We start from the raw sequence: 17,533 nt of genomic DNA, 5'->3' as shown, positions 1-17,533 counted from the left end.
CAAACCGTCGACAGCGCGATCCTGTTGCATAGCTGCCTGGCTAGGGCTGCACCGGGGGCCACATGGCATCGGTACGCTGCTGCAGCACGCCCTGCACCCAGCCATGAAACAGCTGGACACGGCGTGACAGCTGGCGGCGGTGTGGGTACACCAGATACACCGGCAGTGGCGCAGGCCGTGCCTGCGGCAACACTTCCTGCAAGGCGCCACTGGCCAGATGGTGCGCCACATCGTAGCGCGGCACCTGTATCAGCCCCAGCCCCGCCAGCGCGCAGGCGATATAGGTCTCGGCATTGTCTGCGCTGGCGTGCACCGGCAGCAGCATGCTGCGCTCGGCCTCGCCCTCCTGCCAGCACCACGGCGCCTGGCGGCCACTGCTGAGCGATACATAGCCCACCATCGCCTGGCCAGCCATGTCGGCCATATCCAGCGGCACGCCCTGCGCGGCCAAGTAGGCCGGGCTGGCACAGTTGACCATGGCAAAGTAGCCCAACGGGCGCGCCACCAGGCTGTCGTTCTGCACATTACCCACTCGTAGCGCGCAATCCACCCCTTCGCGTACCAGGTCTACCATACGGTCGCTACTGCCCAGCTCTATCTGTAGCTGCGGGTAGCGCGCCAGAAAACCAGGCAGCGCGGGTGCCAGCAAGCGCCGTGCAATGCGGCTTGGCACATCCACCCTCAGGCGGCCTGACACCAGGTCGTCCTGCGGGCGAAAATGCTGCTCCAGCTCTGCCATATCGGCAATCAGCGCCGCAGCACGCTCGACCAGGGCTTCGCCATCTTGCGTCAGGCTAACCTGGCGCGTGGTACGGTGAAACAGCCGCACGCCCAGCCGCTCTTCCAGCTGGCGCAGCGCTTGCGACACGGTGGCACGCGGCAGACCCAGCTGGTCTGCCGCCAAGGCAAAGCTACCGCTTTCCTTGATACGCAGGAACACGCGCAGTTGATCGATGCGGTCCATTGTTTGCGATTTACGGATAAACAAATCCGATACTACTTGTTTATTGTGATATTGCAATTAATTAACACTGAGGACTCCCACCACAGCGTTACAAGGAGCCTCATATGTCTGATCTGCACAGTACTCACGGCAAGGTAGTCCTGATCGCCGGCGGCGCCAAAAACCTGGGCGGTTTGCTGGCACGCGACCTGGCCGCACACGGCGCCAGGGCTGTTGCCATATACTACAACTCGGCCGCCAGCGCCAGCGATGCCGAAGCCACCGCCAGCGCGGTACGTGCCGCCGGCGCCCAGGCCGTTACCCTGCAGGGCGATCTGACCAGCGCCGCCGCCATTGCAAAACTGTTCGCCGACACCGTGGCCGCCGTTGGCCGCCCTGACATTGCCATCAACACCGTAGGCAAAGTGCTGAAAAAGCCGATGGTGGGCATCAGCGAAGCCGAATACGACGAGATGAGCGCCATCAACGCCAAGTCGGCGTTTTTCTTTCTGAAAGAAGCCGGCAAACAGCTGAACGACAACGGCAAGGTGTGCACCATCGTCACCTCACTATTGGGCGCCTTCACGCCGTTCTATGCCTCTTACGCCGGCACAAAGGCGCCGGTAGAGCACTTTACCCGTGCCGCCGCCAAAGAGTTCGGCGCTCGTGGCATTTCGGTGACAGCGGTCGGCCCCGGCCCGATGGATACGCCGTTCTTCTACCCGGCAGAAGGCGAAGAGGCGGTGGCTTACCACAAGACTGCCGCCGCGCTATCGCCGTTCTCGCCCACCGGGCTAACCGACATCCACGACGTGGTGCCATTCATCCGCCACCTGGTTAGCGCTGGTTAGCGACGGCTGGTGGGTCACCGGGCAAACCATCCTGATCAACGGCGGCTACACCACCAAATAAGTGCTGCGCCACGGCACGGCCAGACCCGCTGTCGTTTACAAAACAAGCCCGGTTTGTCTTGCAAACCGGGCTTGTGATCCACCTCCCCGGCCCTCGTGGCCGGGTACACGCTGGAGCCCGCCATGAACCCGTACCAAAATCTGCTGGACACCCAGCAAGCCTTTTTTGCCAGCGGCGGCAGCAAAAGCGCCGCCTGGCGGCTGGATCAGCTGGACCGCATGGCCCGCCTGCTGCAAGACAACCAGGCGACACTGTGCGACGCGCTATACCAGGACTTTCACAAGCCACCATTCGAGCAGCAGTTTGAAATCAGCGTACCGCTGGGGGTGATCGACTACTACCGCAGCCACCTGGCCACGCTGATGGCACCCCAGCAAGTGGCCATTCCGCCGGGGCTGGAAGCCAGTGGCCACCGCGGCATGATCTACAAGGAACCCTACGGCAGCTGCCTGGTGATCGGCCCGTTCAATGCGCCCATCCTGCTACTGCTGGACCCGGCCATCGCCGCGCTGGCAGCAGGCAATACCGTGATCCTGAAGCCAGCTAACACCACGCCCACCGTGGCGGCACTACTGGCGCGGCTGATACCGCAGTATTTTTCGCCGGAGGCAGTGAGCATCGTGACCGGCGGGCGCGAGGAAATCGGTGCGCTGCTCGCCCTGCCCTTCAACTTCATTTTCTTTACCGGTAGCGCCAGCGTCGGCAAGGTGGTAATGCGCGCCGCCGCCGAGCACCTGACACCGTTGATTCTGGAGCTGGGCGGCCAGAACCCCACCATTGTGGACGATACGGCCAACCTTACCGCCGCAGCCGAGCGCATTGCCTGGGGGCACAACGCCATCTCCGGCCAATGGTGCATCGCGCCGGGCTATGTCTGCGTGCAGCGTAGCGTAGCCGACGCCTTTATCGCCGAGCTGAAAGCCGCCATCGTGCGCATGTACGGCAACGACCCGCAGCACAGCCCGGACTTCGCCCGCATGATCTCCGAACACGACACCGAACGCGTAGCTGGCTACATCCAGCCAGACAAAGTAGTGCACGGCGGCCGTTACAACGTGGCGGCGCGCTACGTGGAGCCGACGGTGCTGTACCCCGCCAGCTGGGACGACCCGTCCATGCAGCAGGAAATCTTCGGCCCGGTGCTGCCGGTACTGGTGTACGACGATCTGGGCAGCGTACTGGCGCAGATTGCGCGCAAGCCCAAGCCGCTGGCGGCCTATTTGTTCAGCGAGCATGCCCCTACCGTAGAACGCTTTCTGGCGACGCTGTCGTTTGGCGGCGGCTGCATCAACCAGACCAATCTGCACTGCTGGATCGACAGCCTGCCTTTTGGCGGCGTGGGCTACTCCGGCATGGGCAAGTACTACGGTCAGGCCGGTTTCGATGCGCTATCCAACCGCAAGGGGATACTCGTTGGCCGCAGCGATGCCGACATCGACGTTTTCCCGCCCTACGCCGGCAAGGACATTGCGGCCAACCTGTCGGTATTCAGCTGGCCAGCTGGCGCAGATAATTAAGGAGAAAACATGCACGTTATTCTGGTCATCGCAGGCGGCCTGGGGCTGCTGGGTTTATTTGTGTTGTTTGGCTGGCTATGGGGTGCCAACACAGCCGCCATGACGCTGGCCGCCAAGGTGTTTGTACCGGCCTGGCTGGTGGTGGCGCTGGTAAATATGTGGATAGGCGTGAGCCACGCCGGCTACACGCTGCGCGAGGAGCTACCCATCATGCTACTGGTGTTTGCCGTGCCCGCCGTGGCCGGGGCGGTAGCGGTGTATTTGCTGGCGCGCAGCTAGGCTGGCTGCGGCCAACCTTGCTACGCTGCAAAAGGTTGGCCGCACAGCAAAGCACAAGGCCCCGCCTATGGCGGGGCCTTGCTGTTGACGATGCTGCCACCTGCGTGGCACAGGCAGCAGCGGAGCAGCGCTTACTTCAGGTCGAAACGGTCCAGCGTCATCACCTTGTTCCAGGCGCGGACGAAGTCGCGTACAAAGCGGGCCTCGCCGTCCTGCTGGGCGTACACCTCGGCCAGCGCCCGCAGCTGCGAGTTGGAGCCGAACACCAGGTCGACACGGCTGGCGGTCCACTTCACGCTACCGGTGTCGCGGTCGCGGCCTTCAAAGCGGCTGGCCTCTTCCGACGTCGGCGCCCACACGGTGCCGATATCCAGCACGTTGACGAAGAAGTCGTTGCTCAGTACGCCAGGGCGTTGGGTGAACACGCCATCCTGCACACCACCGGCATTGGCGCCCAGTACCCGCAGGCCACCAACCAGCACCGTCATTTCCGGCGCGCTCAGCTTCAACAGCTGTGCCTTGTCCACCAGCAACTGCTCGGCGGGCACGCGGAAAGCCTGCTGCTGATAGTTGCGGAAGCCATCGGCCTGCGGCTCCAGTACCGCGAACGACTCGACATCTGTCTGCTCGGCCAGCGCGTCCATGCGGCCTGCAGCAAACGGCACCGTGACGGCGTGGCCTGCCGCTGCGGCAGCCTGTTCTACCGCAGCGCCACCGGCCAGTACGATCAGATCGGCCAGCGATACTTTCTTACCACCCTGCTGCGCGGCGTTAAAGCGCTGCTGAATGCCTTCCAGCACGGCCAACACGCGGGCCAGCTGCGCCGGTTGGTTCACTTCCCAGTCTTTCTGCGGGGCCAGGCGGATGCGGGCACCGTTGGCACCACCGCGCTTGTCGGAGCCGCGGAAGGTGGATGCAGATGCCCAGGCGGTGGCCACCAGCTCGGCCACGCTCAGGCCGCTGGCCAGTACCTCGGCCTTCAGCGCGGCCACGTCGGCGTCATCCACCAGCACGTGGTCTACTGCCGGGATCGGGTCTTGCCAGATCAGGTCTTCTGCCGGCACCTCCGGCCCCAGGTACAACGCTTTCGGGCCCATGTCGCGATGCGTCAGCTTGAACCAGGCACGGGCAAAGGCGTCGGCAAACGCTTGCGGGTCCTGATGGAAGCGGCGCGCAATCGGCTCGTAAACCGGGTCAAAGCGCAGGCTCAAATCGGCCGTGGTCATCATGGGCGCATGTTTCTTGGCAGGGTCGTGCGCGTCCGGAATCATGTGTTCCGGCTTCACGTTCTGGGCAACCCACTGGTGCGCGCCGGCCGGGCTCTTGGTCAGTGCCCATTCGTAGCCGAACAGCATGTCGAAGTAGCCGTTATCCCAGGTGGTGGGGTTGGGTTTCCACGCGCCTTCAATACCACTGGTGGTGGTATGCACCCCCTTGCCGCTGCCCAGCTGGTTGATCCAGCCCAGGCCCATGGCTTCCAGCGGGGCGGCTTCCGGCTCCGGGCCCACCAGGGCCGGGTCGCCAGCGCCGTGCGCCTTGCCGAAGGTGTGGCCACCAGCTACCAGCGCCACGGTTTCTTCGTCGTTCATGGCCATGCGGGCGAAGGTTTCGCGCACGTCACGGCCGCTGGCTACCGGGTCTGGGTTGCCGTCCGGGCCTTCCGGGTTCACGTAGATCAGGCCCATCTGCACGGCGGCCAAGGGGTTGTCCAGCTCGCGGTTGCCGCTATAGCGGCTGTTTTCCTTGTCGCTGGTGGCCAGCCATTCTTTTTCGCCACCCCAGTAAATGTCTTCTTCCGGCTGCCAGATGTCGGCGCGGCCACCGCCGAAACCGAAGGTCTTGAAGCCCATGGATTCCAGCGCACAGTTGCCGGCCAGGATCATCAGATCGGCCCACGACAGCTGGTTGCCGTATTTCTGTTTGATCGGCCACAGCAGGCGGCGCGCCTTGTCGAGGTTGCCGTTGTCGGGCCAGCTGTTCAGCGGGGCAAAACGCTGGTTACCGGTGCCGCCACCGCCACGGCCGTCGGCGGTACGGTAGGTACCGGCGCTATGCCAGGCCATGCGGATGAACAGGCCGCCGTAGTGGCCCCAGTCGGCCGGCCACCAGGCTTGCGAGGTGGTCATCAGCGCGTACAGGTCTTTCTTCACCGCGGCCAGGTCCAGCTGCTGGAAGGCTTCCGCATAATCGAAATCATCGCCCAGCGGGTTAGACGCGGGGGCGTGCTGGTGCAGGATGCCCAGGTTCAGCTGGTTGGGCCACCAGTCACGGTTGGCGCGGGCGCCGAAGGTGGCTTTGGTGGCAGAGGCGCGGTGGAAGGGGCATTTCTGTTCGGTGCTCATGCTGTCTCTCCTTGCTTGAGGTGTCTGTCTGACTTGGTGAGATCAGCATAGTTGCCCTCGGCCCACATGACTATTGAATTGATTTAATCAAAGCAATGGAATTTTACTATCACATAGCCAATGGCAATAATAAAGATGCAAAAAACCCCGCCTGACGGGCGGGGCTGGCTTGGGCAAATGGTCGCCAGGCTTAGCCTTTCAGCACCTCGGCCATGGCATCGGCCACGTATTCCACGTTGCGGCTGTTCAGGCCGGCCACGCACATGCGGCCGGAGCGCACCAGATACACGGCAAACTCTTCGCGCAGGCGGTCTACCTGCGCCGGGCTCAGGCCGGTGTAACTGAACATGCCGCGCTGCTTGATAAAGTAGCTGAAATCACGGCCAGGCACCTTGGCGCTCAGCACCTCGTACAGCTTCTGGCGCATGGCCTTGATGCGTACGCGCATCTCGGTCACTTCGCCTTCCCACTCGGCGCGCAGTGCGGCGTCGTTCATCACGATGGCAGTCACCTGGCCACCGTGGGTGGGCGGGCTGGAGTAGTTGCGGCGTACGGTGGCCTTCATCTGGCCCAGCACGCGGCCGGCTTCCTCTGCCGTACCACACACTACCGACAAGCCGCCACAGCGCTCGCCGTAGAACGACAGGTTTTTGGAGAAGGAGTTGCTCACCACAAAGCTCACACCGGCTTCGGTCATGGCGCGGATGGCAAAGGCGTCGTCGTCCAGGCTGTCACCAAAACCCTGGTAGGCAATGTCCATGAACGGCAGCAGGTCACGTGCTTTTACCACCTCGATCACCTTGCGCCACTGGTCCTGGTCCAGGTCCACGCCGGTAGGGTTGTGGCAGCACGGGTGCAGCAGCACGATGGTTTTGGCGGGCAGCTGGCTGAAGCAGGCGATCATGTCGTCAAACTTCACCCCGCCAGTTTCAGCGTCGTAGTACGGGTAGTCGTGCACGGTAAAGCCGGCACCTTCAAACATGGCACGGTGGTTATCCCAGGTAGGGTTGCTGACCCATACGTCCACGTTGGGGAAATAGCGCTTGAGCAGGTCGCCGCCAATCTTCAGCGCGCCGGAGCCGCCAATGGTCTGGATGGTAGCGATGCGGCCAGCCTGTACGGCTTCGTGCTGTGCGCCCCACAGCAGCTGCTGCACGGCGGTACGGTAGTTGGCCGCACCTTCCATGGGCTGGTAGCTGCGCGGGCCTGCTTCGGCCACGCGGCGCGCTTCGGCTTTTTGTACCGACGGCAGCAGCGGAATGCGGCCTTCTTCGTCGTAGTACAGGCCGATACCCAGGTTCACTTTCGGGCTGCGGCTGTCCTTGTTGAAGGTTTCCACCAGGGTGAGGATGGGGTCGCCTGCATAGGCTTCAACGTGTGCAAACATGATCTTGTGGTTTCTCTCTCTAACGTCTGGTACCGCGCCAAACGCAGTACACGGGGGTATCCGTCGATAAAAGTAACACAAACGCGCTAGCGCGCCAGACCATCGCCTGAAAAAGCCGAAAATGCGCAACAAACCCGCCATCCGGACAGCAACAGCAGCATTTCATTTCCGCAAACACACCACAGCCTCAGCCGGGGCTGGCCGTACAGGCCATAGCACCTCAGGCCACGGCGCTACAGGCCGGGGCAGCCGGTACCGCCAGGTTCATGGCGTGCTCTACGACTTCGCCCAGAACGATCACCGCCGGGCTGGCCAGGCCGCTGGCGGCCACGTCGGCTTGCAGATGTGCCAGCGTAGTCACCAGATGCTGCTGCTCACGGCAGCCTGCACGGTGCACCACCGCCACCGGCAAGTTGGCCGCAAAACCGGCGGCCAATAGCTGCGGCACCAGCTGCGGCAAGCCGGCCATGCCCATGTAACAGACCACAGTGAGACGGCTGTGCGCCAAGGCCACCCAGTCTGGCTGGCTGCCGTCCTGCGTATGTGCGGTCACCAGCGCCACGCCCCGTGCCACACCACGGTGGGTCAGCGGCAGGCCCAGGTCGGCGCCGGCAGCAAAACCAGCAGTAATGCCATTGACAGCCTCTACCGCTACGCCGCGCTCGGCCAGCCATGCCCATTCCTCGCCGCCACGGCCGAAGATAAACGGGTCGCCGCCTTTCAGCCGCGCCACCTGCCGCCCTTGGCGGGCGTAGCGCGCCATCAGCCGCAAGATGAAGGCTTGTGGCGTGGACTTGCAGCCACCACGCTTGCCCACTGGCACGATACGGGTACCGGGTCGGGCAAAGTCCAGGATATCGCGCCCGACCAGGTCGTCCACCAGCCACACGTCGCAAGCCTGCAGCACGCGCAATGCCTTGAGCGTGAGCAGCTCCGCGTCACCGGGCCCCGCGCCAACCAACCATACCTTGCCATTCATGCTGCGTTCCTTTCTGCGTCCGCGCCCGGTGTCCGAGCCGCTTTGCACGATACATCAAGCCAAAAGTTCTGCCAGATCGTTTTCTTATAACCAAATAGCCGCATAGCCATCGCTATACCGTGGCGCGCTGGCATAGCCGCTTCAGCTCCGGCACGCAGCTGCCACAGCCGGTGCCGCAGCGCAGCTCGCGCTGCAGGCCTGCCACGTCCAGCCCGCGTGCCACGCCCGCCACGATGGCATCTTCGCGCACGCCTTCGCAGCTGCACACCACGCGCGCCAGCGCCTCACCACCCGCCCTGCCCTGCAGTAAGGCGCCGAGGCTGGCCGGTGGCTGGCCACCGTCCAGCCAGGCGCCCAGTGCTGGCGCCGCCGCCGTATCTCCAGCCAGCAGATAGCCCAATGGCAGGTTTGCGGCCAACCACACGCGGCGCAACACGCCGCGCGCCGGGTCGTCGAACGCCGCCAGCACCGCACCGGGCGGCTGCAATACGCTAGCCAGCTGCTGCAATACCGCAGCCGATGGTGCCTCGGCTGCGGCCAACTCCAGCTGCAGGCCGGGCTGCCCCGCCAGGCTGATGGCCACCGACACGGCGTAGGAAAAATGGGCGCGCAGCACGTCCAGCTGCAACCGCAAGTTGGCCGCATCACCCCGTACTTGCAGCGACGCACGCCACGGCAGCCGCGCTGGCGCCACGCTGACGGCAGCCAGCTTCAGCTCCGGCTGCTGCGACAGCGGGTCTACGACACGGCTGGTCAGTGCGTTGATACCCAGCCCGCCCAGCGTGGCGCTGCCCCAGTGCATGGGCACGAACACCACGCCGGGGCGCAGGCCGTCATCGGCCACCACGGGCAGCACCGCGCTGCCGCGCTTGTTACGCAGCATGGCAAGCATGCCGGCCTGCAGGCCATGGCGTGCCATGTCGCGCGGGTGCATGACAAGCTGCGGCAGCGCCACATGGCGGTTTAGCCCCGGTACCAGCGCGGTGCGGCTCATGCTGTGCCAGTGGTCGCGCAGGCGGCCACTGGTCAGGCGGAGCGGAAAATGCGCCGATACCTTGTCGGCCGGTGCTTGCCAGCCAACATCAACAAAGCGGGCGCGGCCGCTGGGTGTGGGGTAGCGGCCATCGCCGTACAGGCGGCTGCGGCCAAGCTGGCCGTCAAACGGCCATTGCTGCGGCCCGAGTTGATCCAGCAGCGCGTAATCCAGCCGGCTGTAATCCAGGTCGCGCCCGGCGGTGGTGGCGGCGTGCTCGGTAAACACCGCCGCCGCGTTGGCAAAGGTAAACAAGCTCTCCCGTTCCGGGGCGATGGCCGCAGCCAGCCGCTGGGCCACGGCGGCCACAATGCGCCAGTCCTCGCGCGCCTGCCCTGGCGGTGGCAGCGCGGCGCGCACGCGGCTGATGCGGCGTTCGCTATTGGTCATGCTGCCGTCTTTTTCCGGCCAGGTGGCGGCCGGCAGCACAATGTCGGCAAACGGCAGCGTGTGGCTGCTGGTAAAGGCTTCCTGCACGATGACGCAGTCCACCTTTTGCAAGGCTTCGCGCACCAGCGCCTGGTCTGGCAGCGAAAACGCCGGGTCGGTACAGGCTATCCACAACAGCTTGATGCGCCCTGCCGCGGCGGCCTCGAACAGCGCCACCGCGGGCAGGCCAGGGTTGGCCGGCAGGGCGGGCACGCCCCACAGCGCGGCCACTTCGGCGCGGTGTGCCGCGTCGGCCGGGTCGCGGTGGCCGGGCAGCACGGTGGCCAGGCCGCCGACCTCGCGCCCGCCCATGGCATTGGGCTGGCCGGTCAGTGAAAAAGGCCCGCAGCCGGGGCGGCCAATGTGGCCGGTGGCCAGGTGCAGGTGGATCAGCGCGGCGTTTTTGTCACTGCCGTTGCTGTACTGGTTCAGCCCCATGGTGTAGCAGGACAGCGTGGCCGGGCTGGCGGCAAACCAGCGCGCTGCGGTAACAATATCGTCTTCGTGCACACCGCACAGCTGGCTGGCGGCGCGTGGCGTGTACTCGCGCAGGCGCGCCCGCAGCGCGTCAAAGCCCTCGGTGTGCTGCGCAATGTAGTCACGATCGATCAGGTCTTCCCAGATCATCACGTTGAGCATGGCGTGAAACAGCGCCACGTCGCTGCCGGGCAGCACTGGCAGGTACAGGTCGGCCAGGCTGGCGGTATCGGTGCGGCGCGGGTCGGCCACGATGATTTTCATGGCAGGGTTGGCCGCACGCGCCGCCTCCAGCCGCCGAAACAGCACCGGATGCGCCACCGCCATATTGGAACCGGCAATAAACACGCAGCTAGCGTGGTCGAAGTCTTCGTAGCAGGAGGGTGGCGCGTCGGCGCCCAGGGTGCGCTTGTAACCGGTGACCGCGCTGGACATGCACAGCCGCGAGTTGGTATCGATATTGTTGGTACCCACCAGGCCGCGCGCCAGCTTGTTGAACAGATAGTAGTCTTCGGTCAGCAGCTGGCCGGACAGGTAAAACCCCACCGCATCCGGGCCATGCTGCGCGATAGTGGCGGCCAGCTGGTGGCTGACGGCATCCAGCGCGCTGTTCCAGCTTACCGGCTGGCGCGCTTCATCCTTGCCGGTGCGCAGCTGCGGTTGCAGCAGCCGGCTACCGGCCACGCCGATGGTCTGCCCCAGCGTGCGGCCCTTGCTGCACAGGCGGCCAAAGTTGGCCGGGTGCTGCGGATCGCCCGCCACGCCCAGGCTGCCATCGGGCCGCGGGCTCAGCAGCACGCCGCAGCCGGTGCCGCAGTAGCAGCACACGCTGGCGATGGCGCTGCCGGGTTCACTTGTGGCATTCATGCTTGCTCCTTGCGGCCAACCTGGCCGCGCTCAGTCCAGCGCCAGATAAACAGTGCCGTCTTGCAGCGTCAGCGGAATGTGGCCGCTGCAGCCTTCGTCCGGCGCGCAGGCCTGGCCGGTAGCCAGGTCGATGTGCCAGTTGTGCAGCGGGCAGGCCACGCGGTGGCCGGACACGATGCCCTGCGACAGCGGCCCGCCTTTGTGCGGGCAGCGGTCCAGCAGCGCAAAGGCCTGGTCGTCGATGGTGCGGAACACGGCAATGTCGACCTGCCCTGCCCGTTTCAGTACCCGCGCGCCCTGCGGCGGGATGTCTGCCAGGCGGCAGACGGCTTTCCAGTTGTTCATGGTTGGTTTCCTTTTTTTGGCCACGAAAACACACGAAAGAACACGAAAAACGGCACGGCATTGCCGATGCCCATCGCGACGAGGCAGGCATGACAGCCAGTGTCAGTACCGCGCCAACCGGCTTGTGCATTTTTCCGTGCGGTCGGTGTGCTTCCGTGGCGACATCAGATTTTCTACACCGTCAACGGCGCAAACTCGTGCTGCGCCACGCCGCCGGCGTAGCGTTCGGCCCACGGGTCTTGCTCGAACGACAGCGCAAACTTCAGCCGTGCGTACAGCTCGCTGCGGCCAACTGCATCGTCCAGCACGCGCTGCTTGATGTAGTCCATGCCCACCCGCTGCAAGAAGTGCACCGTGCGCTCCAGGTAGAACGCCTCCTCGCGGTACAGCTGCAGGAAGGCGCCGCTGTACTGCATGACCTCGTCGTGCGTTTTCACCTTGCAGAAGAACTCCGCCACCTCGGTCTTGATGCCGCCGTTACCGCCGATGTAGAGCTCCCAGCCGGAATCCACGCCGATGATGCCCACGTCCTTGATGCCGGATTCGGCGCAGTTGCGCGGGCAGCCGGATACCGCCAGCTTTACCTTGGCCGGGCTCCACATACCGAACAGGTCTTTTTCCAGGTCGATGCCCATCTGCGTGGAGTCCTGGGTGCCAAAACGGCAGAACTCGCTGCCGACACAGGTTTTCACCGTGCGCAGGCTTTTGCCGTAGGCGTGACCGGACGGCATGTCCAGCTCGCGCCATACCGCTGGCAGGTCTTCTTTTTTGACGCCCAGCAAGTCGATACGCTGGCCGCCGGTCACCTTCACCATCGGGATGGCGTATTTGTCGGCTACGTCGGCAATACGCCGCAGCTCGGCCGGGTTGGTCACCCCGCCCCACATGCGCGGGATCACCGAATAGGTGCCGTCTTTCTGGATATTGGCGTGCACGCGTTCGTTGATGAAGCGCGCTTGCGGGTCGTCCGTGGCTTCGCCCGGCCAGGTGGAAATCAGGTAGTAGTTCACCGCCGGGCGGCAGCTGGCGCAGCCATCGGGGCTACGCCAGCCCAACACACGAAAGGTGTCGGCCAGGCTGGTCAGATGCTGTTCGCGGATGGCGGCCCGCAGCTGGCCGTGGGTCATGTCGCTACAGCCGCAGACCGGCTTTTCCGACTTGGGCTTCACATCGGCCGCACCGCCCACACAGCTGATCAATATCTGCTCCACCAGCCCGCTGCACGAGCCGCAGGAGCTGGCGGCCTTGGTGTGCTTCTTGATGTCATCCACGGTAAACAGCCCTTTTTCCTGGATGGCCTTGACGATAGTGCCCTTGCACACACCGTTGCAGCCGCACACCTCGGCCTCGTCCGGCAGGCCGGCCGCGCGGTTCTGCCCCTGGTGGCCGGTATCGCCCACCGCGCCCTCGCCCAGCATCAGCTGATCGCGGATGGCGTGCACCGACTGCTGCTCGCGAATCAGGCGGAAATACCAGGCGCCGTCGGCGGTATCGCCAAACAGGCAGGCACCCACCAGTTTGTCGTCTTTGATGACCAGCCGTTTGTAGATGCCGGCCATCGGGTCGGACAGCGTAATGTCCTCGCAGCCGTCACCGCCCATAAAATCACCAGCAGAAAACACATCCATGCCGGTGACCTTGAGCTTGGTACTGGTGGCGGCAGGGACATAACGGGCAATGCCCAGGCTGGCCAGATGGTTGGCCGCCACCTTGGCCATGTCGAACAGTGGCGCCACCAGGCCGTAGCTGACGCCACGGTGGCTCACGCACTCGCCCACGGCATAGACGCGCGGGTCGAAGGTTTGCAAGTGGTCGTTTACCACCACGCCACGGTTGCAGTGCAGGCCGCTGGCCTGCGCCAGAGCGTCGTTGGGGCGAATGCCCACGGCCATCACCACCAGCTGCGCCGGTACGCTCTCGCCATCCTTGAACTGCACCCCGGCCACGCGGCCATCGGCCCCGGCCACCAGCGCGGCGGTTTGCTTTTGCAGCAAAAAGCGCAGGCCCTTGGCCGCCAGGCTTTGCTGCAGCAAGTTGGCCGCGGTGCGGTCCAGCTGTCGCTCCAGCAGCCATTCGCCCAGGTGCACTACCGTCACCTGCATGCCGCGCGCCAGCAGGCCGTTTGCCGCCTCCAGCCCCAGCAGGCCGCCACCGATGACCACCGCGTGGCGATGGTTGGCCGCCGCATCAATCATGGTTTGCACGTCGGCAATATCACGAAACGTCACCACGCCGGGCAGGTCGTTGCCCGGCACCGGCAAGATAAACGGGCTGGAGCCGGTGGCCAGCAGCAGCCGGTCATAGGGCACGCTGCGGCCGTCGGCGGTGTGTACCAGGCGGCGGCCACGGTCCAGCGCCACCACCGGCTGGCCCAGGTGCAGGGTAATGCCGTGTGCGGCGTACCAGCTCTCCTCGTTCAGCATGATATCGGGCAGGGTTTGTTCGCCGGCCAGCACCGGCGACAGCATGATGCGGTTGTAGTTGGCGTGCGGCTCGGCACCGAATACGGTGATGTCGTAGGCGTCCGGCGCCAGCGCCAGCAGCGCCTCCAGCGTGCGCACACCTGCCATGCCGTTGCCCACCATGACCAGTTTGGGTTTGTTCATTGCCTTGCGTCCTTTCCAGCCGGCTGCGCCACCGCGGCGTTGCTGCGGCACGGCCAAAAAAAAAGCCCGCTACCGTGGGCACCCCCACGGTAGCGGACTTCCTTGTCCCGCTCTTGCGCCGCCATTGGCGCAAGAGACCTTTGCGTATTCTGGCTAGAGCAACTGCCGTGCCAGCCTGGCAGTACTGTTTCAGCCGCTTTTGCGGCCAACCCTGCCTAGCCCTGGTGCAGCGCCGCACCAGTTTGCTGCATGCCGGCCTGTTTGCCCCGAGGCAGCGCAGCCAGACACGCCCATGAAAAAACCGGGCACGGGGCCCGGTATCAACGCGCTTGGCGGGACAAACTGTTTTCGGTTAAGCCGCTTCCCGCTTGTGCTTCTGGTACAGAAAGTCCAGCACCGCGCTGCGGCAGGCGTGGTAGGCCGGGTCGCTGGCCAGTGCCAGGCGGCTGCGCGGGCGTGGCAGGTCTACCGACAATATCTCGCCAACAGTAGCCGCTGGACCGTTGGTCATCATTACGATGCGGTCGGACAACAGCACGGCTTCGTCCACGTCGTGCGTCACCATCACCACCGTGCTGCCGGTTTTTTCCACGATCTTGACCATCTCGTCCTGCAGGTTGGCGCGGGTCAGTGCGTCCAGCGCGCCAAATGGCTCGTCCATCAGCAGCACTTTGGGCTCCATGGCCAGCGCACGGGCAATGCCCACGCGCTGCTTCATGCCGCCCGATATCTCGTGCGGGTGCTTGTCGCGGGCGTGCTGCAGGCCCACCAGCGCCAGCGCCTCTTCGGTACGGGCGGCCAGCTGCGCCTTGCTCTCCTTGGCACCAAACACGCGCTCTACCGCCAGCAGGATATTGCCGTAGCAAGTAAGCCACGGCAGCAGGCTGTGGTTCTGGAACACCACGGCGCGCTCTGGGCCGGGCCCGTCGATCTCGCGGCCATTGCACAGCGCTATGCCATCGCTGGGGTCCAACAGGCCGGCGATGATGTTCAGCACGGTGGATTTACCACAGCCGGAGTGGCCGATCAGCGATACGAACTCGCCCTGGCGGATGGTCAGGTTCACGTCCTGCAGTGCCACGAAGCGGCCTTTTTTGGTATCGAAATGCTTGCGGATGTTTTCCAGCTCGACAAAGCGGTCCATATCAGTTCTCCTGCCCGAAGCTGGCCTTGCGCGCCAGCCATACCAGGGCTTGTTCCAGCAGCAAACCCACCAGCCCCACCACGAAGATGGCGATCAGGATGTGCTCCACGTTCAGATTGTTCCATTCGTCCCATACCCAGAAGCCCAGGCCCACGCCGCCGGTGAGCATCTCGGCGGCCACAATCACCAGCCAGGCCGTGCCCACCGCCAGACGCACACCGGTCAGCATGTGCGGCAACGTGGCCGGCAGCAGGATGACGGTAAACACCTTCCACTCTGATAGCCGCAGCACGCGCGCCACGTTCAGGTAGTCCTGCGGTACGGCACGCACACCGGCAGCGGTGTTGAGGATCATCGGCCAGATGCTGGAAATAAAGATGACCCAGATCGACGCCGGGCTGGCGGCCTTGAACACCAACAGGCCAATAGGCAGCCAGGCCAGCGGGCTCACCGGGCGCAGCAGGCTGATCACCGGTGCCGTCATGCGCGCCAGAAAATCAAAGCGCCCGATCAGGAAGCCCAGCGGAATACCCACCAGCGCCGCCATGCCAAAGCCCATGCCGACGCGCCCCAGCGACATCAGGATGTTCCAGCCTATGCCCTGGTCGTTGGGGCCGTTCTGGTAGAAGGGATCGGCAAACAGCTCGCGCGCCGACGCCCAGGTACTGACCGGGCCGGGCAGGCTGCCGCGGCTCAGCTGCGACACCAGCGTCCACAACAGCAGAAAAGCCAGCAGGCCCAGTAGCGGCGGCACCACGGCACGCAGCAGCGGCACCACCGGTGCCAGCACGGGGGTGGCGGCCAGGCGGGCCACCGGCGATACCGGCTTGCGGCGGCGTGGCAGCGGCATGTTGGCCGCAACAGGTTTGGCAACCGTCATGTCACACCTCCTCAGGCCTTGATCTTGAAGCTGGCGGCGTAGGCGGCCGGGTTCTTGCCATCCCACACCACCCCGTCGATCAGCTTGCTGCTGCGCATGTCACTGGCCGGTACCGGCACGCGGGCCATGGCGGCGGCGTCTTTGTAGATGGCGGTCTGGTTGATCTGTTTTGCCACCGCCAGATAATCCGGGTCGGTTTTCAGCAGGCCCCAGCGCTTGTGCTGGGTCAGGAACCACATGCCGTCGGACAGGTAGGGGTAGTTGACCTTGCCGCCGTCGAAGAACTTCATCAGCTTGGGGTCTTGCCACTTTTTGCCCAGGCCGTCTTCGTAGGCACCCAGGAAACGGCCCTCGATCACCGGCTCTGGCGCGTTGACGTAGGCTTTGTCGGAGATCAGCTTGGCCACTGCCGCGCGGTTTTTCACGTCGTCGATGTAGCGCGAGGCTTCCAGCAGTGCCGCCACCAGCGCACGGGCGGTATTGGGGTACTGTTTGACCCAGTCGCCGGTAGTGCCCAGTACCTTTTCCGGATGATCGGGCCAGATCTGCTGGGTGGTGGCCACGGTAAAGCCGATGCCGTCGGCGATGGCGCGGGCGTTCCACGGCTCGCCCACGCAGTAGCCGTCCATATTGTCTACGCGCATATTGGCCACCATCTGCGGCGGCGGCACCACGATGGTTTTCACGTCAGTCAGCGGGTTCACACCGTGCGCGGCCAACCAGTAATACAGCCACATGGCGTGGGTACCGGTAGGAAAGGTCTGGGCAAAGGTGTACTCGCGCGGCTCGGCCTTGATCAGCTTGGCCAGCGCCGGGCCGGTGGTAGCGCCCTTGTCTTTGAGCTGGTTGGAAAGTGTGATGCCCTGGCCGTTCTGGTTCAGCGTCATCAGCACCGCCATGTCTTTCTTGGGGCCGCCCACGCCCAGGTGCACACCGTAGATCATGCCGTACAGCGCGTGCGAGGCGTCCAGCTCGCCGTTCACCAGCTTGTCGCGCACCGCCGCCCAGCTGGCCTCTTTGGAGGGCACGATGGTGATGCCGTATTTCTTGTCGAAGCCCATCTTGGCGGCCACGATCACCGAGGCACAGTCAGTCAGCGGGATGAACCCCACCTTGACCTCGGTTTTTTCCGGTTTGCCCACGGGGGCAGCCAGCGCAGGCAGGATAAAGCCGGCGGGCAAGGCAGTAGAGGCCATCAGTGACAAGGCTCCCTTGAGAAAGTCGCGGCGGGCGTTGGCCGCAGTGTGGGGGGTGTCGGGGTGTTGACGCTGTTTCATGGTTTGCTCCTAGCGGTAGCCACAAAAGAAAAGCGTCCGTCGCCCTCTCGTCAGAAAGGGCAACGGACGCCGTTGTCCGTACTCCCAGGCTTGCGCCGCCGTTGGCACCTTCCTGT

At 64.5% G+C, this 17,533-nt stretch carries 13 protein-coding genes; 3 read left to right on the top strand and 10 right to left on the bottom strand.

The window, feature by feature from the left end; genetic code table 11:
- Positions 1 to 40 precede the first annotated feature (40 nt).
- Entirely contained in the window at positions 41 to 964 is a 924-nt protein-coding gene (locus ACZ9XP_RS04450) for a LysR family transcriptional regulator (protein ID WP_465188067.1), read from the bottom strand.
- 104 nt (positions 965 to 1,068) lie between these two features.
- On the opposite strand from ACZ9XP_RS04450, the gene ACZ9XP_RS04445 reads away from it, so the two are divergent.
- From ACZ9XP_RS04445 to ACZ9XP_RS04435, 3 genes are all read left to right on the top strand, one after another.
- Complete coding sequence (locus tag ACZ9XP_RS04445) at positions 1,069 to 1,794, top strand: SDR family oxidoreductase (protein WP_465188066.1); 726 nt, start codon at positions 1,069 to 1,071, stop codon at positions 1,792 to 1,794.
- Positions 1,795 to 1,977: 183 nt separating this feature from the next.
- A complete protein-coding gene (locus ACZ9XP_RS04440; RefSeq protein WP_147684900.1) occupies positions 1,978 to 3,372 on the top strand; it encodes an aldehyde dehydrogenase family protein in 1,395 nt (464 codons plus the stop codon).
- A 9-nt stretch (positions 3,373 to 3,381) separates the two neighbouring features.
- Positions 3,382 to 3,651 (top strand): hypothetical protein, encoded by a 270-nt coding sequence (locus ACZ9XP_RS04435; protein WP_147684898.1) that lies wholly within the window; start codon positions 3,382 to 3,384, stop codon positions 3,649 to 3,651.
- Between the two features lie 131 nt (positions 3,652 to 3,782).
- Here ACZ9XP_RS04435 and katG read toward each other — a convergent pair whose 3' ends face one another.
- The 9 genes from katG to ACZ9XP_RS04390 form a co-directional block, all read right to left on the bottom strand.
- A complete protein-coding gene (katG, locus tag ACZ9XP_RS04430) occupies positions 3,783 to 5,993 on the bottom strand; it encodes a catalase/peroxidase HPI (RefSeq protein ID WP_465188065.1) in 2,211 nt (736 codons plus the stop codon).
- Between the two features lie 190 nt (positions 5,994 to 6,183).
- A complete protein-coding gene (locus ACZ9XP_RS04425) occupies positions 6,184 to 7,380 on the bottom strand; it encodes an amino acid aminotransferase (protein ID WP_147684894.1) in 1,197 nt (398 codons plus the stop codon).
- Positions 7,381 to 7,600: 220 nt separating this feature from the next.
- Complete coding sequence (gene cobA / locus ACZ9XP_RS04420; protein WP_147684892.1) at positions 7,601 to 8,359, bottom strand: uroporphyrinogen-III C-methyltransferase; 759 nt, start codon at positions 8,357 to 8,359, stop codon at positions 7,601 to 7,603.
- Positions 8,360 to 8,471: 112 nt separating this feature from the next.
- Positions 8,472 to 11,165: a nitrate reductase gene (locus tag ACZ9XP_RS04415; protein WP_465188064.1), complete on the bottom strand. Its 2,694-nt coding sequence runs from the start codon at positions 11,163 to 11,165 to the stop codon at positions 8,472 to 8,474.
- A gap of 30 nt (positions 11,166 to 11,195) precedes the next feature.
- Positions 11,196 to 11,510, bottom strand: coding sequence for a nitrite reductase small subunit NirD (nirD, locus tag ACZ9XP_RS04410; protein ID WP_147684887.1), 315 nt, complete (start codon positions 11,508 to 11,510; stop codon positions 11,196 to 11,198).
- 173 nt (positions 11,511 to 11,683) lie between these two features.
- The gene (gene nirB, locus ACZ9XP_RS04405; protein ID WP_147684885.1) at positions 11,684 to 14,116 is read right to left on the bottom strand and encodes a nitrite reductase large subunit NirB; all 2,433 of its coding nucleotides are present in this window, start codon (positions 14,114 to 14,116) and stop codon (positions 11,684 to 11,686) included.
- A 352-nt stretch (positions 14,117 to 14,468) separates the two neighbouring features.
- Complete coding sequence (locus ACZ9XP_RS04400) at positions 14,469 to 15,260, bottom strand: ABC transporter ATP-binding protein (protein ID WP_147684883.1); 792 nt, start codon at positions 15,258 to 15,260, stop codon at positions 14,469 to 14,471.
- Between the two features lies 1 nt (position 15,261).
- Positions 15,262 to 16,140, bottom strand: coding sequence for a nitrate ABC transporter permease (ntrB, locus tag ACZ9XP_RS04395; protein ID WP_147684880.1), 879 nt, complete (start codon positions 16,138 to 16,140; stop codon positions 15,262 to 15,264).
- An 11-nt stretch (positions 16,141 to 16,151) separates the two neighbouring features.
- Positions 16,152 to 17,417, bottom strand: coding sequence for a CmpA/NrtA family ABC transporter substrate-binding protein (locus ACZ9XP_RS04390; RefSeq protein ID WP_147684878.1), 1,266 nt, complete (start codon positions 17,415 to 17,417; stop codon positions 16,152 to 16,154).
- Between the last annotated feature and the right edge of the window lie 116 nt (positions 17,418 to 17,533).

The sequence above is a fragment of the Vogesella perlucida genome (assembly GCF_979366545.1).
Note: the sequence above shows the minus strand (reverse complement) of the source record. Positions and strands in the feature narration are given on the sequence as shown.